The following is a 22824-nucleotide window of genomic DNA, read 5'->3' as shown; positions in this document are numbered from 1 at the left end:
CGTCCCGGGCCGGGCGGGTACCCGCCCGGCATGGCCACCACCAAGGCACCCGAGGACGCCTACACCGCCGCGCCCTTCGTCCCCGAGCACGCGGACCTGGCCGCCCTGCGCGAGGCGGCCGCGGGCTGCCGGGGCTGCCCGCTGCACCGGGACGCCACCCGGACCGTGTTCGGCGCCGGGGACACCGACGCCAGGGTCATGCTCGTCGGCGAGCAGCCCGGGGACCAGGAGGACCGACGGGGCCGGCCCTTCGTCGGGCCCGCGGGGAAGCTCCTTGACCGGGCGCTGGCCGAGGCGGGCATCGACCCGGGCGGGACGTATGTCACCAACGCGGTCAAGCACTTCAAGTTCACCCGGTCCGCGCCCGGCAAGCGCCGTATCCACAAGGCGCCCAGCCTGCGCGAGACGGTGGCGTGCGGACCCTGGCTCGCGGCCGAACTCAGGCTCGTGGAGCCCGAGCTGATCGTGGTCCTGGGGGCGACGGCCGGCAAGGCGCTGCTGGGCTCCTCGTTCCGGGTGACCGAGGTGCGCGGGACGGTGCTGGAGGAGGAGATCCACGGGCGCCAGGAGCGGCTGGTGCCGACCGTGCACCCCTCGTCCGTGCTGCGCGCGGACGACCGGGAAGCCGCGTACCGGGGGCTGGTCTCCGACCTGAAAGTGGCTGCGCGCGCCCTGATGTAATAGATACCATCGCCCAATGCCCCTTACTTTCACCCTTGACCCCACCGTCGACCCGGCCCTGCGCGACGGCATCCTCGACCTGTGGACCGACGTCACGAACGCCGGCGGAGCGGTCGGTTTCCTGCCGCCCGTGACGCGGGAGGAGATACGTCCGGAACTGGTCAAGCAGTTCCTGGTGCTGGCCGAGGATCGCGCCCGGCTGCTGGTCGGCCACGACGAGGAGGGGCGGGTGGCCGCCACCGCCTTCCTGACCTTCAACACCCACCGGCTGATGACGCACTGGCTCTGGCTCTACACGGTGATGGTGCACCCGCGCCACCAGGGCCGGGGCTACGGACGGGACCTACTGGCGGCCGCCGCGGACGCGGCCCGCGGCTTCCCGGGCATCGAGGCGATCCGGCTCGCCTGCCGCGGCGGGCTCGGCCTGGAGCGGTTCTACGCCTCCTGCGGCTACAAGGAGGTCGGACGGGTGCCCGGCGCCATCCGCGTCGAGCCGGGCGACGACCGGGACGACGTGATCATGCTTCTTCCGCTGACCTGAGGCTTTACCGGTGCTTGGCACCCGCCTGCGGGATCCCGCGTTCGGCGTGCTTCACTGGACGGTGCCCCTTTGGGAACCTTCGGAACGGGAAGAGTGGATTGAGATGCTCCGCTACACGCTGATGCGCCTCGGGATCTTCGTGGGCTGCCTCTTGGTCGTCTGGGGCCTCGTCTACTCCGGCCTCGCCCCGCGCGGCCTCGGGGGTTCCAACGGCCTGTGGATCGCCACGCTCGCCCTGGTGCTCTCGGCCCCGATCAGTTTCGTCGTCCTGCGCAAGGAGCGGGATCGCGCGTCGGTGCAGGTGGCCGAGCGGGTGGACCGCATGAAGGCGGGTTTCGAGGCCAACGCGGGCCAGGAGGACCTCGCCGACGACCGGCTGCGGTCCCAGGAGCAGGCCCAGGGGTCGACGTCCTGACTGACGTTCTGATCCGGCCGGTGGGCTGACCCGGGCGGTCCGCGCCGGAGTGCATGAGGGCCACCACGCCCCCGACGGCGCTCACGCGGGCGGTGGAAGCACCTGGCCCGTCAGGTGGACCCTCCCCCACTCTCGCCTTCGCTCGAGCGGGGGGACCTCCATCCCGGAGGTGTCGCGCAGCTCGAAGTGGCCGAGGGTGTCGGCCGCGTGGACGACCGTGCCCGGCAACAGCACCGGGGATCCGAACCGGGCCCGGACCAGGGCGGCGGCGGGGGTGCCCTGGGCGGCGAGGCAGCGGGCGACGGTCCACATGCCGTGCGCGATCGCCCGCGGGAAGCCGAACAGCCGGACGGTGAGCGGGTGGAGGTGGATCGGATTGCGCTCCCCGGAGACGGCCGCGTAGCGCCGCCCCACGTCCGGTCCGAGGCACCACTCGGCGACGGCGGGCAGGGCTCGGTGTTCCCGCCGCGCGGGCCCGGGCGCGGGCCCGTCGGTGCGGTGGCGGGCCAGGTACGTGCTCGTCGACTCCCCTACGACGTCCCCGCCCGCCGTCCTGAGGACGGTGACGACGGCGGCCTCCGTGCCGCGCCGGTGCGGTGCCAACCCGGCCACGTGCACGCTCAGTTCGTAGGCGTCCGTGGCGGACAGGGCGGTGTGCCGGGTGAGGGTGACCGAGGTGTGCACCAGCCCGAGCAGCGGCAGCGGGAAGCCCCCGTCGCTCATCAGGCTCATGGCGGCCGGAAAGCCCAGTACGTGCGGATAGGTGATCGGCAGCGCGTCGTCGCCGGCCGCGAAGCCGCACACCCGCTCGTAGGCGGCCAGCCGCGCGAGGTCGACGCGGACGGAGGGCAGCACGAGCCGGGTGCGGGGGAAGGGGGCGTCCGGGCGGGGCCGTTTGAAGGGGGAGCGCAGGGCGCCGCGGACCAGAGCAGTCGTCAGGCGGAGGTCCCGCGTGGACGCGGTGCGGGCGAAGCCCACGACGTGGTCGGCCATGTCCCTCTCCCCAGGGGTCACCCTCCCTGCCCCACCGCAGGTTACCGGAGGTAATCCTACGTCGGGCCGGGGGCCCCGGGAGATCGGGGGAGTACACGGCCCCGGCCCCGGACCGTCTCCGGACCCTTCCCGAACCCGCACGCACTCGCCATCCCGGCCCCGTACGATTCCTTTGGCAACCGGCGGTAACACCTCAGAGCGCGCACCCCGGTGAACGACCGGTGAGCGCGGCGCGTATCACCGCAGCAGAGCGGCGCGCAGCCGCAGGTCCCAGGAGCCGCCATGCCCCTCTCGTACTCGTCCTCGTCGTCCCCCGGCCCGGGCGCGTCGCCGGCGTCGGGGTTCGACTACGACCCCGACGCGGGCCCGGCGTTCGTGGCACCGCAGACCCGCCGACTGGACGGCGAGGTGCGCGAGGCGTACGTCCCGCCGCTGGTGGCGCCGGTGACGCACGGCTCGCTGGCCGACCTGCCGTTCGAGAACGCGAGCGCGGACCCCGAGCGCCGGGTACTCAGCCGCCGGGACACCGGCGGCGGCTGGACGCACCTGACCGCCGCGCAGTTCGCCGGCGAGGTGCTGGCGATGGCCAAGGGCCTGATCGCGGAGGGCCTGGCGCCGGGCGACCGGATCGCGGTCATGGCGCGCACCAGGTACGAGTGGACCCTCCTGGACTTCGCCGCCTGGGCCGCCGGTCTGGTCACGGTCCCCGTCTATCCGACGTCCTCCGTCTTCCAGACCCGCTCGATCCTCCAGGACTCCGGCGCGGTCGTCCTGGTGACGGAGACGGTCCGGCAGGCCGCGGCCCTCGGCCCGGAGCGCGAGCGCCTGCTGGACCTGCGCCACGTGTGGGTCATGGAGAGGGGCCACCTCGACCGCCTGGCGGAGTGCGGCGCGGGCGTCCCGGACCAGGAGGTCGACGTGCGCCGGGGCGTCCTCGGGCCCGACACGCTCGCCACCCTCGTCTACACCTCGGGCACGACCGGCCGCCCCAAGGGCTGCGCGCTGAGCCACGGCAACTTCCTCGCGGAGGTCGACAACGCCATCGAGGTCCTCTACCCGGCCTTCAAGGCGAGGACGTCGGAGGAGGCCTCGACGCTGCTCTTCCTGCCCCTCTCCCACGTCTTCGGCCGCATGGTCGCGGTGGCCTGCGTCCGCGCGGGCGTCCGGCTGGGCCACGCGCCGAGCCTGAAGTCGGAGGACCTGCTGGAGGACCTGGCGGGCTTCCGGCCGACGTTCCTGCTGGCCATCCCGTACATGCTGGAGAAGGTGTACAACAACGCGCGCGCCACCGCCGAGCGCGGCGGCCGGGTGGTGTCCTTCGACCGCGCGGCCCAGGTGGCCTGCCGTTACGGCGAGGCGGTCGAGGCCCGCCGGCACGGCAGCGGCCCCGGTCCCAGCCGCGCCCTGAAGGCGGCCCGTGCCTTCTACGACGCCCTCCTCTACCGCCGCATCCGGGCCGCCCTCGGTGGCCGCCTGCGGTACCTCATCTGCGGCGGCTCCCCGCTGGGCCGCCGCCTGGCCGCGTTCTACGAGGGTGCCGGCGTCGAGGTCTACGAGGGCTACGGCCTGACCGAGTCGACGGGCGCGGCCACGGTCACGCCCCCGCAGAAACCCCGCCTGGGCACGGTCGGCTGGCCGCTGCCCGGCACACGGGTGCGCATCGCGGCGGACGGCGAGGTACTGCTGGCCGGCGGCCAGATCCTCCGCGGCTACTGGAACCCGCACGCGGGCGGGGTGGTGCCGGCGACGCACGACGGCTGGTTCCCGACGGGCGACATCGGCCGCCTGGACGACGACGGCTACCTGACGATCACGGGCCGCAAGAAGGAGGTCCTGATCACCGCGGGCGGCAAGAACGTCGCCCCGGCCCCCCTGGAGAACTGGCTCCGCGCCCACCCGCTGATCTCCCAGTGCATGGTGCTGGGCGACCGCCGCCCCTACGTCTCCGCCCTGATCACCCTGGACATGGAAGGCGTCACCCACTGGCGCCGGATGAACGGAAGGCATCCCGTCCCCGCGGAACTCCTCGTCGACGACCCGGACTTGGCGGCGGTCCTGCAACGCGCCGTGGACGAGGCGAACGAACTCGTCTCCCGTCCCGAGTCCATCCGCCGCTTCACCGTCCTGCCCGTGGACTTCACGGAACGGGCGGGGCACCTGACCCCGACGATGAAGCTGCGCCGGGAGGCGATCCTGCGCGACTTCGCGCGGGAGGTCGAGGGGCTGTACGCATAGCGTCCACAAGGGGGCTGACCGCCGCGGCGCCCCCGCACGGCCGCCGCGGCCTTTGCCTCGCTCCGGTCATTCCCGGGAGCGGCGCGGCATTCGTTTCCGGAGTGTCCGATTCCGGCGATGCCCCGGAAAGAGTTCGCCGGGAATTCACCGGGCGGTATGTCGGGGTTCGGCCACCCTGGCCGGGAAAGGCAGGAGCCCCGTCGCCGGACGGCGCGGGGCTCCTTGGGTACTGCACTCAGATCGGATACTGCGCGAGAACGCTCAGACCGGGGTGACGTTCTCCGCCTGCGGGCCCTTCGGACCCTGAGTGACGTCGAAGCTCACCTGCTGGTTCTCTTCGAGGGAGCGGAAACCGGTCGCGTTGATTGCGGAGTAGTGGACGAAGACGTCGGGGCCGCCGCCTTCCTGGGCGATGAAACCAAAGCCCTTTTCGGCGTTGAACCACTTCACGGTTCCGGTAGCCATAAGCCCTCCTTGGGCTCAAAGGGTCGCCCTGCTCCAGAACCTGCAAGTGTGATAACGAAATCGCCGCACAACTGCATACGTCTGAAAACGACCAGAGCCCGCGGTCACATGCTCCGCAGGCTCTGTACTGCAAGGGAAACCAAACTGCAACTTGCTGGCGAGCCTAGCATGTAGGCAGCCGAATGCAATAGAGGTCAAGATCACTTCACTCGGATGTTTGAAGGTTCTGGTGAGAGGTTGACGCAGGGGGATCGGCGGGGCCTCACAGAAGGATGGCGGGGACTGCGCCAATCGGGGCCCCGGGGCGGTGGGGGCGGCGGGGGGAGCGCGGCCCGCAGGGTCTAGCCTCCCGATGTGGACAATTCTCGCAACCGGCCGCGCGTCGGCCACATCCAGTTCCTCAACTGCCTGCCCCTGTACTGGGGGCTCGCGAGAACCGGCACGCTCCTCGACCTCGAGCTGACGAAGGACACCCCGGAGAAGCTCAGCGAGCGGCTCGTGCGGGGAGAACTCGACATCGGGCCGATCACCCTCGTCGAGTTCCTCAAGCACGCGGACGAGCTGGTCGCCTTCCCCGACATCGCCGTCGGCTGCGACGGCCCGGTGATGTCGTGCGTGATCGTCTCGCAGGTCCCGCTGGACCGGCTCGACGGCGCCCGGGTCGCCCTCGGGTCGACCTCCCGCACCTCCGTCCGCCTCGCCCAGCTGCTTTTGGCCGAGCGCTACGGGGTGACCCCCGACTACTACACCTGCCCGCCCGACCTGAGCCTGATGATGCAGGAGGCGGAGGCGGCGGTGCTCATCGGCGACGCCGCCCTGCGCGCGAACCTCCACGACGGCCCGCGCTACGGACTCGACGTGCACGACCTCGGGCAGCTGTGGAAGGAGTGGACGGGACTGCCGTTCGTCTTCGCGATCTGGGCGGCGCGGCGCGACTACGCCGAGCGCGAGCCGCTCATCACCCGCAAGGTGCACGAGGCCTTCCTGGCCTCCCGCGACCTGTCTCTGGAGGAGGTCGGCAAGGCCGCCGAGCAGGCGGCCCGCTGGGAGGCCTTCGACCAGGAGGTCCTGGAGCAGTACTTCACCACCCTCGACTTCAGCTTCGGCGACCCGCAGGTGGCCGCGGTGGCCGAGTTCGCCCGGCGCGTCGGCCCGACGACCGGCTTCCCGGCGGACGTGAAGGTGGAGCTGCTGCGGCGGTAGCGCACTACCCTGCTGTGAGGCGTACGGGGGAGGGGACACGCCATGCAGCCGCTGGAAGCCGACGAGCCCGCCACCGTGGGTCCCTACCGGCTGCTCGGCCGGCTGGGCTCCGGCGGCATGGGCCGTGTCTATCTGGGCCGCAGCGCGGGCGGCCGCACGGTCGCGGTGAAGATCGTGCACCCGCACTTCGCGCTCGACAGGGAGTTCCGCGCCCGGTTCCGCCGCGAGGTCGAGGCCGCGCGCCGGGTGGGCGGCGCCTGGACCGCACCGGTCCTGGACGCCGACCCCGGGGCGCCGGTGCCGTGGGTGGCCACCGCCTACGCGGCCGGCCCCTCCCTCGCCGCGGCGGTCGCGGACGCCGGCCCGCTGCCCGAACACTGCGTACGGGTACTGGGGGCAGGCCTGGCCGAGGCGCTGGCGGCGGTGCACGAACTGGGCCTGGTGCACCGGGACGTGAAGCCGTCCAACGTGCTGCTCACGCTCGACGGCCCGCTGCTGATCGACTTCGGCATCGCCCGTGCCACCGACGGCACCGCCTCCCTGACCTCGACCGGTGTCTCGGTCGGCTCGCCCGGCTACATGTCGCCCGAGCAGATCCTCGGCAAGGGCGTCACGGGCACGGCCGACGTCTTCTCCCTGGGCGCGGTGCTGGTGTACGCCGCGACGGGCGAGCCCCCGTTCCGGGGCGACTCCTCGGCGGCCCTCCTGTACCAGGTCGTCCACGAGGAACCCGAACTGGGCACCCTGGCAGGAGATCTGCGGGACCTGGCCGCTGCCTGCCTGGCCAAGGACCCCGGCGTCCGGCCCGGCCCCGGCGAGGTGGCCCGCCGCCTCGCCCCCGAGGGCGCCTCCCGCCTGGTCGCGGCCGGCTGGCTCCCGTCCCGCCTGGTCGAACAGGTCAGCCGCAGCGCCGTGTCCCTGCTGAACCTGGAGGCGACGGCGACGGCGACGGAGGCGGAGGCGCCACCTCAGCCGGCGTCAGGTCCGCTGGGGTTCAGCAGGGCCTCGGTACCCGGCACCGCCCCGGACGCCACCGGTGCACCCCAAAAACCCGCGGAAGCCGTACCCGGCGGCGCCTTCGGCCCGCCACCTCTCATGGAGGCCGCGCTGCCCCCCACCCGCTCCGGCCCGGAGGAGGCACCCCCGCACGGGACCACCGCACCGGCCTCCGGTCCCGGCCGGTTCTCCCTCACCGTGACCGGCGGCGCGGCACCCGGCGCGGGCGACCGGGGCCGCCGCCTGAGCTGCACCGTGGTCCTCGCGGTCGCGGGCGCGCTGGCGGCGGTGACCGTCGGTTCGCTGTGGCTGTTCCCGTTCCGGGCCGACCGCGGCGACGGCGCGGGCGGGGCGTCGACACCGGCCGCCACCGCGAGCGGCGACCACCACTCCACCGGGCCGACCGCCACCGCCTCCCCCGTCCCCGCCCGCTACCTCGGCACCTGGGAGGGCCAGGGCACCGCACTCGACGGCGCCCTGCCCCTCGGCGACTTCCGGCTGACCGTCCACCAGGCCGCCGTGGGCGAGGAGTTGGGCACCCTCCGGCAGACGGACCAGCTCGGCGGCGTCTGCGACGACGTACTCACCCTGAAGCAGGTGACGAGCACCCAGCTGGTCACCGTCTCCCGGGGCGCGAAGACCAACCACGCGGGCTGCGACCCCGCCCCGCACACGGTCCGCCTCACCCCGGCCGGCGACGACCTCACGTACGCGGCGGACAGCTCGGCGGAGGGGAACCCACGGGCTCGGCTGTCGAAGGTCAAGTAGCGGCGGGGGAAGGGGCGTCGTCGCTCTCGCCGTCTGCTGTGTCGTCCTTGACCACGTACTTGACGATCAGGACGACCAGGATCGCCGACATGGTCAGCGTCGTGACCAGTCCGGCGGCCCAGATGAACGGGTAACGCACGTGGATCCAGCAGGTGCCGCCCTCGGCATAACAGGCGGAGTCCCAGTCCCGTCGGTGCTTGGGCCGCATGACGCCCGCGATCACCACGGCGATCGCCTCACCCCAGACCAGCCCTGGCAGCGCGGCGGCCGCCCAGCCGAGCGTGCGTGCCTTGCTCCTCCTCCAGTCCATGCGGGTCAAGGGGGCGATCAGCGCGGCCAGCGCGAGCGGCACCATGGCGCCCACCGTGGCGGCGAAGCCGTAACCGCCGCCGGGCCAGGCGGGGGCGAGCCCACCCCACACCTTCTCGCCCCAGGCGTATGCCGCGACGGCCGGAAGCACCAGGAGCGCGGCCATCACGACCGCACTCAGGCACGCGGCTCCGCACGACCCGTCACTCCTGTCCGTCTCCGCTCCGTCCGGCCGTCCCCGCCGGTGCTCGTAGTGCAGAGCCGCTGCCGTGGCCTTCCGGCGCTTCGGTTTCGCCGATCCCGCGCTCATGCCGCCCGTTACACCGGCGTCGTCACGGTCATGTGCTCACCGCTGCCCAGGTGGAGCATCCCCTTGCCCGGGGCGATCGGGTCGCCGACCATGCTGCGGGTCGTGCGGATACCGATCAGGTCGCCCGCGGAACTGTCCTGCGGGGAGAGCAGGATGCCGCGGCGGGCCTTCTTCGCGTCGACCTGCCAGCCGGAGAAGCCGTCGCAGATCTCCTCCTCGTCACCGGCGATGACGACGGCCAGGCCCTCCTCGCCGCCGCGCTCGACGATGCGCTTGAAGACGTCCTCCGCGTCGCAGTCGTCCAGCACCTCCGCGTCGTCGACCAGGATGACGATCGGCTGCTCGGGCGTGGCCGGCCCGACGGCCTCCTCCAGCTCGTCCTCGTCGATGTCGCGGCCGGTGAAGACCTTCAACACGCCTTCCTTACCCTCCAGTTCGCGCAACGGCGACTGGCGCGGGGCCGCGACGACCAGACGGACGCCCTGGGCGAGGTAGGACCGCGCGAAGTTCATCAGCACCGTGCTGCGGCCCGACTTGGCCGGACCGCCGATCACGAACGCCGGCACGCCCTCGGCCAGATCGGGCCCGAACGCGGTGAGCTCGTCACCGCCGACACCCACCAGAGCCCACAGCGGCGAGGACGTCGTGGCCGGGTCGCGCATCGCCCAGGCGTCCGCGAAGGAGATCCGGCTGGGCAGGACGTCCACCCGGAACGGCCGCCGGGAGCGCGGCACGTCCGCGTCCCGGGCCGCCGCCGCGTCGCCGATGGAGATCAGCGCGGCCGCCTGTCCCTGACCGGTGGTGTCCTCGCACAGCAGCGCGAACTGCGTCTCCGCGGCGGTCTCGGCGCGGAAGGCCCGGCCCGGGGGGATCTCCTCGGGCACCTTGCGGGCGTTGATGTCGAGCATCGAGAAGTCGCCGCGGTCCGCGAGCCGCAGACCGTACTTGTCCTCCGTCAGGGAGGAGATCCGTCCCGCCAGCACCTGCCGGTCACCGGTGAGCACCACGTGCAGGCCCACGCTCGCGCCCTCGCGCATCATCGCGAAGACCTGGTCGGTCAGGTCCCCGTGGTCGTGCTCGCCCAGGGTGGGCAGCCAGCCCTCCCAGCGGTCGAGCAGCAGCACGATGTGCGGCAGCCGCTCGTCCTCGGCGACCGCGGCCCGCTGCTCGCCGATGTCGGCGAAGCCCTTCTCGGCCAGTAGGTCCTGACGCCGGTTGAGTTCGCCGGTCAGCCGCGTGAAGAGCCGGACGACTCGCTCCACCTGGTTGCGTCCCACGACCGCGCCGCAGTGCGGCAGCCGGGTCAGCGCGTTCAGGGCGCCGTTGCCGCAGTCGATGCCGTACAGGTGGACGTCGGCGCAGGAGTGCGTCCGGGCCAGCGAGCCGGCGATGGTGCGCAGCAGCTGCGAGCGGCCGGTGCGCGGCGCGCCGCCCACGAGCAGGTGCCCGAAGGTGGCGAAGTCCACGGCCACCGGGCGGCGGGCCTGGTCGGCGGGCAGATCCTCCATGCCGTACGGGGCGGCGGGCAGCGCACCCTGGGCCCGCACCGCCGGAATGTCGTCCAGGAGCAGGGTCTCCTCCAGGGCAGGCAGCCAGGGGGAGTGCTGGGCGGGGACGCCGAGCACCTGGTTGGCCTCCCGCACGGCGTCCACCAGCACCTTCAGGTCGGTGATCTCGTCGTCCTCACGCGCCTCGGACTTGGGCTTCTGCAGCGCCGCGCGGCCCAGGCCCTCCCAGCTCAGCGGGGACGCCCAGGGGGCCAGCGCCTGCGGGTCGGCCGCGCCGGGCCGGCGTCCGCCGACACGGCCGGACTGGAAGGGGATCAGGGAGGCGTGCCCCAGACGGACGTACGCACGGCCCGGTGTGCTCTTGGAGATGTGCCCGGCCTCGGGAGCGTCGATGACGTCCGTGGACTCGCCGGCGTCGGTCACGCGCAGCGCGATGCGCAGGTTGGTGTTGGCGCGGATCTCGGGGGAGACCACACCGCTGGGCCGCTGCGTGGCCAGCAGCAGGTGGATGCCGAGGGAGCGGCCGCGCTGGGCGATGTTGACCAGGCCGGTGACGAAGTCCGGCAGGTCGCGCACCATGGACGCGAACTCGTCGATGACGATGAGCAGTCGGGGCACGGACGCATGCGACGGATCCCGGCGCACCAGGTCCTGGTAGTCCTCGATGTCCTTGGCGTCGGCGGCGGCGAGGATGTGCTCGCGCCGCTTCAGCTCGGCCCCCAGCGACTCCAGGGCACGCTCGACGAGGTGCGCGTCGAGGTCGGTGACCATGCCGACGGTGTGCGGCAGCTTCACACAGTCCTTGAACGCCGAGCCGCCCTTGTAGTCGACGAGCACGAACGTCATGTTCTCGGGCGTGTTCGCCACCGCGAGCGCCGCCACGATGGTCTGGAGCAGCTCCGACTTTCCGGAACCGGTGGTACCGGCGATCAGACCGTGCGGGCCGTCGCGCCGCAGGTCGATGCCGAACGGGCCGTCGTACGACTCGCCGATGACCGCCATCGTCGACTGCCCGCCCGCCCGCCAGCGCGCGGTGATCCCGTCCCGCGTGGGCGGCTCGAGTTGCAGCACGTCGAGCAGCCGGCTGGCGGACGGCAGTGCGGAGTCCTCGGTCTCGCCGCTGATGTCGCGCAGCGACGAAAGGGAGCGGGACACCCGTGCGCACCAGGCCGGCGAGACGAAGTCGGGCCGCACGTCCCGCCGCCGCCGGGCAGCGGTCTGCTCCACGCGCAGCCGCAGTTCGGGGGCTGTCTCGGTGGCCTGCTCTCCCGGCTGCGCCGTCTGGTGCCAGGCCTGGAAGGAGGGGAAGCCGCCGACGGCGGTCTGGGGGGCGGAAGCCGGGACGCCGGTGTCGTCGTCGGTACGGCGCGGTTCGGCCAGCACGACCGCCTGGCACTCGCCCGGCAGGAACCGCTCCTCCTCGTCGAGGCAGATCGCGAACAGGGAGACGGCCGGCCCCTCGCGCAGCAGCCGCACCACCCCGGGCAGTGAGCGCAGCCGCCGGGATCCGTCCCAGACCACGACGATGTCGGGGTCGGAGAAGGCCGGCCCGTCACTCCGGCTGCCCTTCTCCTTCAGCACCTTCTGCCGGGCGTCCAGCAACTGGGTCAGCTCACCCACGCGGGCGCCGACGGTCTCGGAGTCGGTCCCTACCAGTACGTTGACGTCCTGACCGCTCGAGGGGCGGGAGTGCGGCAGCCAGCGCACCCAGTCCCAGCGGGAGTGCGCGTCGTTCTCGGTGAGGACGTAGAACTGCACGTCCAGGGGGCTGTGCAGCACCGCGGTCTGCGCGACGGTCCATCTGCCCAGCGCCTGCGCGGAGTCACCGGGCCCGGCGATGCCGACGACGCCGAGGTCCTTCAGCGGCAGCGCGACCGGCGAGTCCTCGATGCGCCAGGTGACCTGGCGCTTGTGCTCGTCCTGCTCGGGGTCGTCGAGGACGACCTCGGAGCGCACCCGCCCGGTGCCGACACGGATCAGCAGGTGGTCGGCGTCGGTGCGGCGGCGCTCCCACAGCCGGGTACGGGGGCCGGTGGCGAAGGTGAGGACGGCGGCCGGGTCGGGGATGGCGTTCCTTCGGTCGAGCCGCTCCGTGCGCAGCGCCTCCCGGGCCTCCTCCTCGATCCGCTCCTTGTGCTCCTTGTACTCCTTGACCTGCTTCGCATGGGACTTGCGCCCCTGCTTCTTGTCCATGAAGTGGTTGGCGACGAGTATCAGCGGGCTCAGCAGGGCCATGATCATGTAGTACCAGCGGCCGAAGATCACGACCGAGACGATGGCACCCACCAGCGGCGTCAACGCCATCAGCCACGGCAGCGGGCGTGCCTCGTACTCGCCGGGCGGACTGGGCAGCGCGAAGTGCGTCTGGCGCTCGGCCGGGCGCAGCCGGGGAGGCCGGTTGTAGTCGAGGCCGGCTCCGTCGTCCGACCACTTCAGGGCCGCGTTCGGCGGGCCGTAACGGGTGATCTCCAGCAGGCTGTTGCCGACCGCGAGCTGCGCGCCGAGGGGCCAGTCGCCCCCGTCGAAGTCCTCACCGTCGAGCCGGACGCCGTCCTTCTCCTCGCGACGCTTCTCCGCCGAGACGCTGTTGCTGCCCTGACCGCCCTTACTGCCCTTGCCGCCTTTACTGTCCTTGGAGCCCTTGGAGCCCTTGGATTCCCTGGACCCTTCCGACTCTTTTGAGTCTTTGGCGTCGGTGCTGTGCTCGCCGCGGAGGGTGACTTCGCAGGTGCCGTCGATGGCGATGGACAAGGTGGCCGCGCGGCCGGCGAGTTCGGGGTCGTCGAGGCGCAGGTGCGCGGTGGTCCCGCTGCCGATGTCGTACCGCCCCACACCGAGCCGGTGCACGGCCCCGGCCCCGGGCCCGCCGGCCACCCGGAACTCGACGATGCCGGTGGGCTCTCCGAGCTGGCAGCCCGCGGGATCGTGCAGGCTGACGACGGCGCCCTCGCGCAGCGGTGACCCGACGACGGTGGCGCCGGGATCGAGGGGATAGCCGTCGACGTAGGCCTGCGGGGCCCCGCCGGGTCCGTGCCCGGCCCCCTGCTGGTGCCCCGCGAGGGAGATGATCTGCGCTCCGCCGCCGAGCCCGAGGTGCTCGGCCAGCTCTCGGGTGACGTCGCCGACCGACGACTCCGGATCGGCGTCGAGTACGACGTCGGCACTGGTGCCGCCGAGCGGGTCGACGACGGTCAGACTCAGGCGCACACTCGTCCTCCTCGCAGTGCTCGGGCCACCCCCGGAGCGCAGAACACAGTCGAAGTGACCTTAGCCGTCCGGCGGTTCCCCGGCGCAACGGGATGTGCACCGGTTCACGGTTCCTCCAACTGACATCCCTGTATCGCCACGGGCCCCACCCGTAAGATCTTTGCGCATGCGGACGGCCGGGCGAGGGCTGCCGGCCGATGCGGTCGACGCATCCGCGCCACAGAGCCACGGGGGAAGTCCCTGCGGCAGCAAAACGGGAGGGAGCCGTCATGGGCAAGGCCGGCAACAAGGGTGCAGACCTTACTTACTCGGAGATGGAGAAGGCCGCGAGTGACCTTCTCAAGGACATGGACCACCTCGAGGACAAGATCAAGTCCGTCGAGAAGCGGGTCAAGCAGCTGGTGGACAACGGCTTCACCACTCAGAAGGCCTCCGGAGCCTACGAGGACTCCATGAAGGAGTTCGCCAAGGGCGCCGTGAAGACCATCCACGGCCTCCACGGCCTCTCCGAGTTCCTGACGAAGGCCAAGGAAGCCTACGAAAACCTGGACGAGGAACTGGCACGGAGCCAGCGGGGTAAGTGACCTTCGGGTCACCGGGGTGCGGTGGGGCGCACGAGCTGCGCCCGACCGCACCCTTGCTGGTTTTCCGCAGGGAGGCTGGCCGGCGCCTATAAGGGTTGCGATTATCAGTACAGCACCAGCGTCCATTTCTGCGCCGATGAGACGATCACATTTAATGAGGCCAGCGGCGTGACTGGTCTCGCCAACTCTCGGGGCGAGGCAAAGAGCCTTCCCGGACGTGTACCTTCAACGCCATGCAGCGCTTCAGGCGACTGAGATGTCGAGTAAGAGCACGATTCGCCTGCTCTTTGTCAGGAATGACAACCCGGTGGCTCGCCAACGAGCACAGCAGGCCAAAGAGCGACTGCTCGCTGGAGGTCCCCTTTTGCAGCAATGGACTGCTATGGCTCCGCAAGCCGGGACGACGCGGCAGATCTCGGCCGTCGATATAGCGGCGAAGCGACGCGGGGTCGCGGCATATGAGGCCAACGGGGTGGTGGGGTTCGCGGTTGTCCTTGCTCTGCTCAGTGTTGGGTGCTTCGCCCTCGCTTGGACGCTGCGTGAGAGCCCAGGTGCTGCCCTCGCCATGGCGCTCTTCGGCTTCCCATTGGGGCTGACCGCTGTCCTCACTCCAAGGTGGATGAAACGCTGGTACGAGAGGAATCGGCGACTGGTGGACCTCCACGATCAACAACGGGCCGGTCAGGTGGGACCCCCACCGCCGCCGCCCCTTCCTGGAAGCCGGGACCGCCGCTCCGACGAAGGGGGTGCGGGATGATGCGGGTCGATTTTTCGGTTCCGGCCGAGTTTCAGGAAGTGTCACTGGACATGGACTTTGACGCGGCCTGGGCGGAGGTGAACGCCCGAGCAGCATACGGGTCTGTCGCCGCAGCGACCGATCCCGAGGCGTTGTCCGAATTGGCTCGGAGGCTACAGAGGGTTTCGCGGTTTCTCAAAAACTCTGGTGCGGTGTATGCAGCCAACTGCCTGCATTCCTTTGAGGGTGAGGTCTCCTTGGGCTCACTTGCCGTCGCAGTCGTGGACTACTGCTACGGCGATGATGCTGCCGTAGCGGCGCGGGGCACTCTGCGAGGCGTCCTGGCAACCCGAGGAAGCGGCTGGAGCGGTTCCCTGATCGATAGCCCGTGCGGGCAGGTTGCCGTCCTCACTGGGGGACACAGCTACCTGCTTCCTCCTGCGTTCTCCCCGACCGGTGAGGAGACTGAGGTGCTCACGGCCCAGTTCCACACGATGATCCCCGTCCCAACGGCAGGCGGAGGCCAACGACGCATGTGTCTGATGGCCTTCTCCACACCTCAGGTGACTCACTGGCAGAAGTGCTACGCCCCGATCATGGCCGACCTGCTGCGAAGCCTTCGCTTCACTGAGGAACAGCATCAGGTTGCGTGAAGCAGCCTAGGCAGCTCGGAAGGACCACATAGAACGAGAGAGCAGGACTCGCTTGCCAAGGGCTCGCGCGCGGGGGATCTGTTTCCTCCCGCTGGTGAATCAGCGATTGATGGCCTGGATCTCCTGGACAGTGACGGCCTGTTCGTTGCCGAAGGTGCCGTCGGGGAGGTCTCCCCCGGCTCCGCCCGTGCCGGTCCAGTTGATTCGCCAGGTGATGGTTGCCTTCAGCCTGTAGGTTGTGCCGCCCGAGGACCGCAGGTACTTGATGCCGCACGGTGGGGTCTGGTTGGCCTTGCCCTTGGCGTAGGGCTCACCGATCGAGTGGTCGCCGTTGAGCGTGCACTCGCCCGAAGGGGGGTAGGTCTCGGCGTCGGAGGTGCCCGGTTCGAGCTTGAGGGAGACGGGCCTCGCGGTGGTGGTCGCCTGTATGTTCAGTGCGCCGACGGCCAGGGAGGCAGTCACCGAGACGTCCTTGAACTTGGCGCTGTCCAACCAGGCCCAAGTGGGCAGGTTCACCTTGGTGGTGGCCTCGGGGGCGAGTGAGACCTCCGTGGTCGGTAACTGAATGCGGTTGTAGGCGAGTTCGGCGAGGATCTGCGGGGTTACCGCGTTGTCGACTGGTGGTGTGTCTCCGTTCACCACCCAGAAGGGCTGCTTGTTGCAGGCCTGGGCCTCAGGTTCCATCCAGCGGTTCTCGTCGACGACGGCCACCCACCAGTTGCCCTTGTCCTTCTTGTCGAGGTTGTAGTTCTTGTAGGTGCCGTCCTTGTAGTCGTCCCGGAACATGCCGACCGCGGTCTTGGCGTAGCTGTGCTGCCCCGGCGTGTTGATGGTGTCGCTGTACACGCCCTCTACGTACTTCGCGAACTCCTCGGCAGATCTGGGCTCGTACCAGCAGGCCGGGGGAGACCAGTCGCCCACCGGGGCCACGTTGCCGATGCCGCTGCTCTTGGCTCCGGCGGTGGAACCGCTGTAGGTCACCCTGGAGACGATGCTGGTGCCGTCCCGGGAGCCGCTGGTGGTGGCCTTCTGGCCGTTCGACTTGCCGGGAGTGCCCCACCCGAACGCCGTGCCCGGCACGAGCGCGAGCGCACAGGCAGTCGCGCCCAGGGCGAGCCATCCGCGCCTGTCTCTCAGGCTGTGCACGCCTTGTTCCCCCGTTGTGATTCGAGCTTCGTGGTCTGCCACACGCCGTGGCTGTTCAACTCCAGACGGGTGCTGTACAGCACGTAGGAGTCATTGGTGGGCGGGACTCTGTCGACCTTCTGGGTCTTGCGGTTCTTGTTGAACGCTTTGGTTTCGTCGGCACAGTAGGAAACGCCGGCGGACGTCTTGTCGAACAGGCTGATCTTCACGGCGTAATAGCGAACCGACCCCGAGTAGGTGAGGTCGGCGTCTACGATCGACTTCACCCAGTCCTGGCTGCCGGGGAGCGCGGTTCCCGCCTGGTAGAAGGCCAGCGCTGGCGAGTTGGGGTCGCCTTGAGTGACGGCGTACGTAACCGCCGTCTGAGCCCTACCGGCATCGGCCAGCACCGCGTCCTTGGCGGCATCTCCCGTCTTCCAGCCCTCGAAGGTTTCCTTGACATCGCCGGGAAGCTTCATGTCGGGGCGGTCCACGCCGCCTGACGACGGACTCGGCGAGGAAGAGGCGGTGGCGTCCGCTGAGTCTGCTCCCGCGATCTTGTCCTGACCCTTGGCTCCATCACCCCCTCCACAGCCGGTCAACAGCAGGCATGCGGTTGCGGCAAGCGCGGTAGCAACTGGCAAAGTGCGGCGCTTCACAGCGGACCCCCGTGACGAATGAGTTCAGTCGAGCGTACTGACAGTAGCGATGCGGCCGAAGGGTTGGCCAGGTGGAGCTTCATATGTGCGCGGCGGTTTGCCTGTTCGGCAGGGCAAAGGGTCACGGATGTCACGGATCTGCTGCGAGGCCGGAACTCTCCCGGTTCGCGAGGGAGCGAGCCGACTGCGGTTATCAGCCGGACGGAGCCTCGTAGGTCCGTACCGTGGCGGCGATCTTGCGAACCGTCGCGTCGGGTACCTCGTCCGGCACGCCCTTCGCGCCGAAGAACGACCAGGAGGTCAGGTCTCCCTGGACGTTCTTGAAGGCGAAGGTCCACGCCTTGCCGTCCGTGGTGCACTTCTTCGACTTCTGCACGCCCGCGGACCAGGCGGTGCCGAGGCTGCCCTTGAGACCGGAGTTCGTGGTGAACGGTTCGACGGTGCCTGACGTCACCTTGGTCTTGTCGGGCTGGGTGTACTGCCCGTATATCCAGGCCTTCGGGTCGGCGCCGGCTATCTCCTCGGTGCTCTTGGCACCGTTGTTGCCCCGGGAGCCGGCCGCCGCCAGCGGCGTGTGCTCCAGGGTGCCGTTCTTGTCGTCGTCCGAGGAGCACCACCGCTCCTTGAGGAAGGCGGGGGCGCGCATCGCGACCAGGGGCTCGTCGTCCGGGTCGTTGTCGTCGGAGACGTAGGTGACCCAGTCGGTGGACTGGAGGGCCCACTCCGGTGGAACGTCGAACTTGATCCCCGCGGCCGGGTTGACCACGACCTTCCAGCCCTCGATGGTGGCGGCGTCGCCGTCCGTGTCCACGCCCCGCGGGTCGGCCGAACTCTGCTGAGGAGACGGGTCGGGGGCGACCCCGTCGTCCTTGCCGCCGCCGAGCAGGAGGTAGCCCGTCACGCCCGCGGCGATCACGATCGCGCCTGCCGCCAGGACGGCGATGAGCTGGGTGCGGTTGCGGCCGCCACCGCCCGGAGGACGCGGTGCCGCCGTCTCGGACGGCAGGGTCGGCGCGTTCCACGGTGGGGGCTGCTGATGGGAAGGGCTCGGCTGCTGGTAACCGGGCTGTTGGGAACCCGGCTGTTGGTAACCGGTCCTCTGGTACCCGGGCTGCTGATACGGGTTCGACTGCCCTCCGGACGACGGCTGTTGAGGGTTCTGCCCGCCCCCTGGCGGCTGCTCTCCTGGCCACATGGGACGCCACGATAGGTGAAGGGTGTTTTCGGCGTTCGGCGAGGGCGAACCACCACCGGTCGTACCACGTGATCCGAACCGCGACTTTGCGTTCCGTTGGTTGCTGCAGTGATAGCCGTCCATGAAAGTGGGCGGGATCGTCCCGGCGCAGGTGGGCCGAATGATGGGAATGTGGCGATCACGTGGGCAGTTTGTGAATGGGGGATGTAGTGGCGGATCACATAGCCGTGCCCACCTCCGAGTTGAAGGAGATCAGCCGGGCGGTGGGCAAGTTGACGTCGCACTTCGAGCATGCTCGGGACCTTGTCCACTCCTATGAATCCGAGATCGGCTCGGGAGATGTCGCCTCCGCACTCGGCAATTTCGCGGACGACTGGAAGAAGAAGCGCAAGCAGTTGTGTGAAGGGCTGGAGTTCCTCGGGAAGACGGCCGGGGCGGCGGCGAAGGCGTACGACGGGCTCGATCAGCACCTCGCCCAGGCCCTGTTGAAGTCCCAGCCGAAGAACGGTGGCAAGGGCAGCGGTAAGAGCGCGTGAGCGACGAATTCTCCGGCGTCGACTGGCAAACCGCGCGCTACGACGACAAGCAGTTCACTCCGGGCGACCCTTACGAAGTGGCCCGGCTCGGCAAGCGCATCGCCGATACGGCCGCTCTGATCGAGGAGCAGGCCACGAAGCTGCACAACCTCGTCGACGGCAACGGGTGGGATTCCGACGCCGGGCGGGAGTTCCGGAAGAAGACCGGTGACACGGTCGGGCTGCTCGGCAAGACGCACAAGCGGTACGCGGCCGCCGCCAAGGCCCTCGGCTCCAAGGTGGGCTCCGAGCCGGCCGACGAGCAGCGTCACGTCGACTGGGCCACCGCCCTCGCGTATGCGCAGAGCCTGGTCCGTACGGCGTTGGCGAAGGCCAGGACCGCCGATGCCGACAGCAGCAGCTATCAGCGTCAGCTCTCCCCGCAGCACTCCGGCCGGCAGGACCCCTGCCAGGACGACCATCTCGTCCATCAGAAGCTCACGCGGCAGAAAAAGGCCGCCGACGGCGACCTGGAGGCCGCGAAGGAAGAGATCCGGCATGCGCTGTCCTACCGGAACACCCAGGCCGGGTATGCCAGGACCGCCATCCATGACGCCATTGACCACGACGGGCTGAAGGACCCCAAGCACCACTGGTGGGACAACTGGAAGGACTGGGTCGCCGAGATCGGGCACTGGGCGGGTGTGGCCGCCGCCGTCCTCGGGGTGCTGGCCCTGGCTCTCAGCTGGGTGCCTGTACTCGGTGAGGTACTGGGTGCGCTGGCGCTGGTGGCTTCGGTGATCGCGCTCGTCTGCGACACCATCTCGGCCCTCGACGGCAAGGGCACCTGGCTGGACGTCGCGCTCGACGCGATCGGTGTCCTGTCGTTCGGCGCCGGGCGGGTGCTCGGCACCGCGGCGAAGGAGGCGTCCGTCGCCGCACGCGGAGCCTCCGCGGTCAAGGACGTCCAGCTGGCCCGGGAGATCGGGCTGAACCCGTCGGCGGCCCGCGGACTCGCCGAGGCGCTCAACGGGATCAAGCCGGGCCAGATAGGGAAGGCGCTGGCCGAGGGGCCGGAAAAGCTCCTCCCGCGGATGCGGTCGGTCGTCAAGGAGTCGGTGAACTTCAAGGCGTACGCGGACGACATCCGGATCGCAGCGGGCAAACTCCCCGGAGCGGAGAGCCTCGTTGCCGACGGCGCGCCGAAGCTGTCCCAGCTCGCGGGCTCGACGTTCAAGAGCATGGCGCGTTCCGGCCAGGCCCTCTACATGGGCAGTCAGACCCTGCCGCTCGCCGCCGGCTGGCTCAACCTGGCGCACGCCGACTCCGGGGAGCCGTGGGTCACCGGGCCGGACCTGTTCAGCGGGATCAAGGAGATACCCCTACTCGGATCGAACGGAACGCCGTTCTACAACTGGAGCTGGAACGTACCCGCGGGTGGATGACCCGGTCTGGACGCCGGACCATTCCAGCCAGGAGAGCAAGGACCACGTGGCGAGTGACGACGAGCGAACGGTCGAAGACCTGTTCGCCGAGCTGCCGGAGGACGCGCAGCGGACGCTGGAAGAGATCGGCATGGGGCTGCCGGAACTGCGGCGCACAGCCGCCGGTGAGGGCGGGATGCGGAAGGTGCGCGGCATCCTGTCCGAGTTCAGCGCCAAGGACGATCCGCGACGCCCCGGCGAGGACGAGGGGCCGGCCCAGCGGATCGCCGTGTGGCCGTGGTTGCGGCTGCTCCTGGCGGCGGTCGCCGGGTTCCTGGTCACCGAGCTGGCCGGCCTGCTGGGCGGCGCGGTCTCCTTGTTGGCGGGTGTTCTCTGCGGGATCGGGGTCGTCCTCGCGGCGCTCGGTACCCGGGAATCCCGTGGGGGACTGGCTCTGAGGTGGCTGACGGTGGCGGCGTACTACGTCCTGATCCTCGTCGCCGCCCACACCAGCCAGGACTGGTACCTGCAACTGCGGGGAGTGGAGCAGACCGTCACCATCACGGCTCCGAGTCACCAGTGGGCGCATGGAGCACGTCAGACGTACTGCCGCGTCCGGTTGCCCGACGGTTCCGTGCACAAGGTGCTCCGCAATCGGGAGGACTGCGCCGACCGGGCAGGGGACAGGACGACGGCGGTGATCGATCCGTCCGGGCGTTACGGCCCCTTCATCGGTTCGAAGTCCGACATCGGCGACACCGTCGAGACCGCCGTGGCCCTGGGGGCGGCAGCCGTGCTGGTGCTGGCTCCGGCGAGCGCTGTGGCACTGGGGCGGATCCGGCGGTCCCGGCAGAAGGACGGAGTGGCGTCATGAGTGCGGAGCCAGGCATGGGTGGGAAAGGGGTCGGTGGCGCGTCGGCGTCGGTCGCACCCCCCTCCGACTACCGCATCGCCGTACCGGAGGGCTGGGAGCGCATCCTCCTCGACCCCGACCGCTGGACCCACCGCATCGACAACCTGGTCAACCGCGGGCTGCGCCGTACCAAGGCCACCCCGCAGTTGAAGGCGGCGCTGGCCGAGCGGATGGTGGCGCAGGCGGAGGCCGCGCACGCGAACGGCGGGGTGGAGATGTACCTCGTCAACCAGGTCATCGGGCAGGTGCCGGTCTCTGCCGGCCTGGTCGTCACGGTCCTCCAGCCGCCGCCGGGGGTGGAGGCAGGGGACCTGTCCGACATCGCCCTGTCCCTGACGAGCGGCGACGCCGACGTGACGGCGGCCGACCTGCCCGCCGGACCCGCCGTACGCCACCGCTACGTCCGGCGACCGGCCCCCGACGATCCCGACGGCAACAAGCTGTCCGTGACCCACCTGGACCTGTACCTCGCCGTACCGCACAGCGGACAGCGGCTGCTCCTGTCCTTCTCCACCCCGATGGAACCGCTGGCGGACGCACTGGTCACGCTCTTCGACTCCATCGCCCGCACTCTGCAATGGATGGCTTGAGATGCCCGACTTCGCCGCGTCCACGGTGCACCTGCGGGCACCGCAGGACGCCATCGCCCTGCCGATACGCGGCGGTGAGGACCTGAGCGCCTGGGCCCTGGACGCGGCGCGTGAGCGCGTCGGGCCCGGTGGGAACAGCGGGTTGATCGAGGCGCTCGCCGAGGAACTGCGCCAGGCCGCTGCCGACTCGCGCGGCCGGTCCCCGGTCACCGCGCTCTCCTACGTCCCTGACCCGCACCTCGGCGAGATGGCTCGCATCGAGCTGTCCGCGCTGATCGCCGACGACACCTTTCCCACGGTGACCGTCGACCTGCTGCACGGCTACCTGGCCGCCCCGACGGACAGCTCCTTCCGCCCGCCCGAGGCCGAGCCGCGGACGCTTCCGGCCGGCCCCGCCGTCCGTGTCCGGCACGCCTACGTCCAGGACGTCGACCGGGACGGCACGGGCACCATCCTGGAGACGTGCGCCTACGGCATCTGCCCGGACCCCGGATGGGGCCTCGTCCTGCTGACGTCCTGGCGCGCCCTCGCGTACACCGACGCCCTGTGCGAGCTGGCGGACGATCTCGCGCGAACGGTCGGCGTGAGTTCCGTGTGAAGCCCTCGCGGGCCACGGCGCCGGCCCGCCCGGTCTGCGGCTTCGTGAGTAATTCGTGCAGGGGTCGTGGGTGCCTGATGGTCGCGGGACCGTCGGGTTTCGTGGTGCGGTATGCCGGGTCCGTGGGGGATTTGCTGCCGCGCACTCGGGTGGGCCCGGTAAGCCCGTGGCCAACCGAGCCGAATCGACGGTGCGTTGCAG

Annotated in this window: 20 protein-coding genes; 13 read left to right on the top strand and 7 right to left on the bottom strand. The window is 70.5% G+C overall.

Going from position 1 to position 22824, the window contains the following annotated elements; all coding sequences use genetic code 11:
* Positions 1 to 30 precede the first annotated feature (30 nt).
* The 3 genes from ACIHCX_RS25465 to ACIHCX_RS25455 all read left to right on the top strand — a co-directional run bounded on the left by ACIHCX_RS25465 (position 31) and on the right by ACIHCX_RS25455 (position 1637).
* The gene (locus ACIHCX_RS25465) at positions 31 to 681 is read left to right on the top strand and encodes a UdgX family uracil-DNA binding protein (protein ID WP_400033192.1); all 651 of its coding nucleotides are present in this window, start codon (positions 31 to 33) and stop codon (positions 679 to 681) included.
* 16 nt (positions 682 to 697) lie between these two features.
* Positions 698 to 1222: a GNAT family N-acetyltransferase gene (locus ACIHCX_RS25460; RefSeq protein WP_400033190.1), complete on the top strand. Its 525-nt coding sequence runs from the start codon at positions 698 to 700 to the stop codon at positions 1220 to 1222.
* 103 nt (positions 1223 to 1325) lie between these two features.
* Positions 1326 to 1637: a DUF4229 domain-containing protein gene (locus ACIHCX_RS25455; RefSeq protein ID WP_400033188.1), complete on the top strand. Its 312-nt coding sequence runs from the start codon at positions 1326 to 1328 to the stop codon at positions 1635 to 1637.
* Between the two features lie 81 nt (positions 1638 to 1718).
* Here ACIHCX_RS25455 and ACIHCX_RS25450 read toward each other — a convergent pair whose 3' ends face one another.
* Positions 1719 to 2630, bottom strand: a complete 912-nt coding sequence (locus tag ACIHCX_RS25450; protein WP_400033186.1) for a MaoC/PaaZ C-terminal domain-containing protein — start codon at positions 2628 to 2630, stop codon at positions 1719 to 1721.
* 282 nt (positions 2631 to 2912) lie between these two features.
* On the opposite strand from ACIHCX_RS25450, the gene ACIHCX_RS25445 reads away from it, so the two are divergent.
* Entirely contained in the window at positions 2913 to 4865 is a 1953-nt protein-coding gene (locus ACIHCX_RS25445) for an AMP-dependent synthetase/ligase (protein ID WP_400033184.1), read from the top strand.
* A gap of 261 nt (positions 4866 to 5126) precedes the next feature.
* Here the strand turns inward: ACIHCX_RS25445 and ACIHCX_RS25440 are convergent, their stop codons facing one another.
* Positions 5127 to 5330, bottom strand: coding sequence for a cold-shock protein (locus tag ACIHCX_RS25440; RefSeq protein WP_004984723.1), 204 nt, complete (start codon positions 5328 to 5330; stop codon positions 5127 to 5129).
* A gap of 354 nt (positions 5331 to 5684) precedes the next feature.
* On the opposite strand from ACIHCX_RS25440, the gene ACIHCX_RS25435 reads away from it, so the two are divergent.
* Both ACIHCX_RS25435 and ACIHCX_RS25430 read left to right on the top strand, forming a co-directional pair.
* A complete protein-coding gene (locus ACIHCX_RS25435; protein WP_400033182.1) occupies positions 5685 to 6533 on the top strand; it encodes a menaquinone biosynthetic enzyme MqnA/MqnD family protein in 849 nt (282 codons plus the stop codon).
* Between the two features lie 42 nt (positions 6534 to 6575).
* The gene (locus tag ACIHCX_RS25430) at positions 6576 to 8297 is read left to right on the top strand and encodes a protein kinase (RefSeq protein ID WP_400033180.1); all 1722 of its coding nucleotides are present in this window, start codon (positions 6576 to 6578) and stop codon (positions 8295 to 8297) included.
* Here the strand turns inward: ACIHCX_RS25430 and ACIHCX_RS25425 are convergent.
* On the bottom strand, positions 8290 to 8772 hold the full coding sequence (locus tag ACIHCX_RS25425; protein WP_400033178.1) for a hypothetical protein: 483 nt from the start codon (positions 8770 to 8772) through the stop codon (positions 8290 to 8292). The two genes, ACIHCX_RS25430 and ACIHCX_RS25425, sit on opposite strands and share 8 nt — an antisense overlap.
* A gap of 152 nt (positions 8773 to 8924) precedes the next feature.
* On the bottom strand, positions 8925 to 13631 hold the full coding sequence (locus ACIHCX_RS25420; RefSeq protein ID WP_400033176.1) for an FtsK/SpoIIIE domain-containing protein: 4707 nt from the start codon (positions 13629 to 13631) through the stop codon (positions 8925 to 8927).
* Positions 13632 to 13900: 269 nt separating this feature from the next.
* Between ACIHCX_RS25420 and ACIHCX_RS25415 the strand changes: the two genes are divergently transcribed.
* Entirely contained in the window at positions 13901 to 14215 is a 315-nt protein-coding gene (locus tag ACIHCX_RS25415) for a WXG100 family type VII secretion target (protein WP_400033174.1), read from the top strand.
* 753 nt (positions 14216 to 14968) lie between these two features.
* Positions 14969 to 15604: a hypothetical protein gene (locus tag ACIHCX_RS25410; protein WP_400033172.1), complete on the top strand. Its 636-nt coding sequence runs from the start codon at positions 14969 to 14971 to the stop codon at positions 15602 to 15604.
* A 99-nt stretch (positions 15605 to 15703) separates the two neighbouring features.
* Here the strand turns inward: ACIHCX_RS25410 and ACIHCX_RS25405 are convergent, their stop codons facing one another.
* From ACIHCX_RS25405 to ACIHCX_RS25395, 3 genes are all read right to left on the bottom strand, one after another.
* Positions 15704 to 16750 (bottom strand): hypothetical protein, encoded by a 1047-nt coding sequence (locus tag ACIHCX_RS25405; protein WP_400033170.1) that lies wholly within the window; start codon positions 16748 to 16750, stop codon positions 15704 to 15706.
* The gene (locus ACIHCX_RS25400; RefSeq protein WP_400033168.1) at positions 16738 to 17388 is read right to left on the bottom strand and encodes a hypothetical protein; all 651 of its coding nucleotides are present in this window, start codon (positions 17386 to 17388) and stop codon (positions 16738 to 16740) included. Before ACIHCX_RS25400 ends, ACIHCX_RS25405 begins: the two co-directional genes overlap by 13 nt.
* Before the next feature lie 193 nt (positions 17389 to 17581).
* Positions 17582 to 18583: a hypothetical protein gene (locus ACIHCX_RS25395; protein WP_400033166.1), complete on the bottom strand. Its 1002-nt coding sequence runs from the start codon at positions 18581 to 18583 to the stop codon at positions 17582 to 17584.
* A 209-nt stretch (positions 18584 to 18792) separates the two neighbouring features.
* Between ACIHCX_RS25395 and ACIHCX_RS25390 the strand changes: the two genes are divergently transcribed.
* Genes ACIHCX_RS25390 through ACIHCX_RS25370 form a run of 5 tightly spaced genes read left to right on the top strand, consistent with a single transcriptional unit; the run spans position 18793 to position 22623 of the window.
* Complete coding sequence (locus ACIHCX_RS25390) at positions 18793 to 19119, top strand: hypothetical protein (RefSeq protein ID WP_400033164.1); 327 nt, start codon at positions 18793 to 18795, stop codon at positions 19117 to 19119.
* A complete protein-coding gene (locus tag ACIHCX_RS25385; protein WP_400033162.1) occupies positions 19116 to 20543 on the top strand; it encodes a hypothetical protein in 1428 nt (475 codons plus the stop codon). The genes ACIHCX_RS25390 and ACIHCX_RS25385 overlap by 4 nt, the downstream gene beginning before the upstream one ends.
* A complete protein-coding gene (locus ACIHCX_RS25380; RefSeq protein ID WP_400033160.1) occupies positions 20536 to 21396 on the top strand; it encodes a hypothetical protein in 861 nt (286 codons plus the stop codon). The genes ACIHCX_RS25385 and ACIHCX_RS25380 overlap by 8 nt, the downstream gene beginning before the upstream one ends.
* Complete coding sequence (locus ACIHCX_RS25375) at positions 21393 to 22025, top strand: hypothetical protein (RefSeq protein WP_400033158.1); 633 nt, start codon at positions 21393 to 21395, stop codon at positions 22023 to 22025. The genes ACIHCX_RS25380 and ACIHCX_RS25375 overlap by 4 nt, the downstream gene beginning before the upstream one ends.
* A gap of 1 nt (position 22026) precedes the next feature.
* Entirely contained in the window at positions 22027 to 22623 is a 597-nt protein-coding gene (locus tag ACIHCX_RS25370; protein WP_400033156.1) for a hypothetical protein, read from the top strand.
* Positions 22624 to 22824: the final 201 nt, after the last annotated feature.

The sequence above is a fragment of the Streptomyces sp. NPDC052043 genome (assembly GCF_044548235.1).
Lineage (GTDB): Bacteria > Actinomycetota > Actinomycetes > Streptomycetales > Streptomycetaceae > Streptomyces.
The sequence above is the reverse complement of the archived record's forward strand: the minus strand, read 5'-3'. Positions and strand labels throughout refer to the sequence as shown.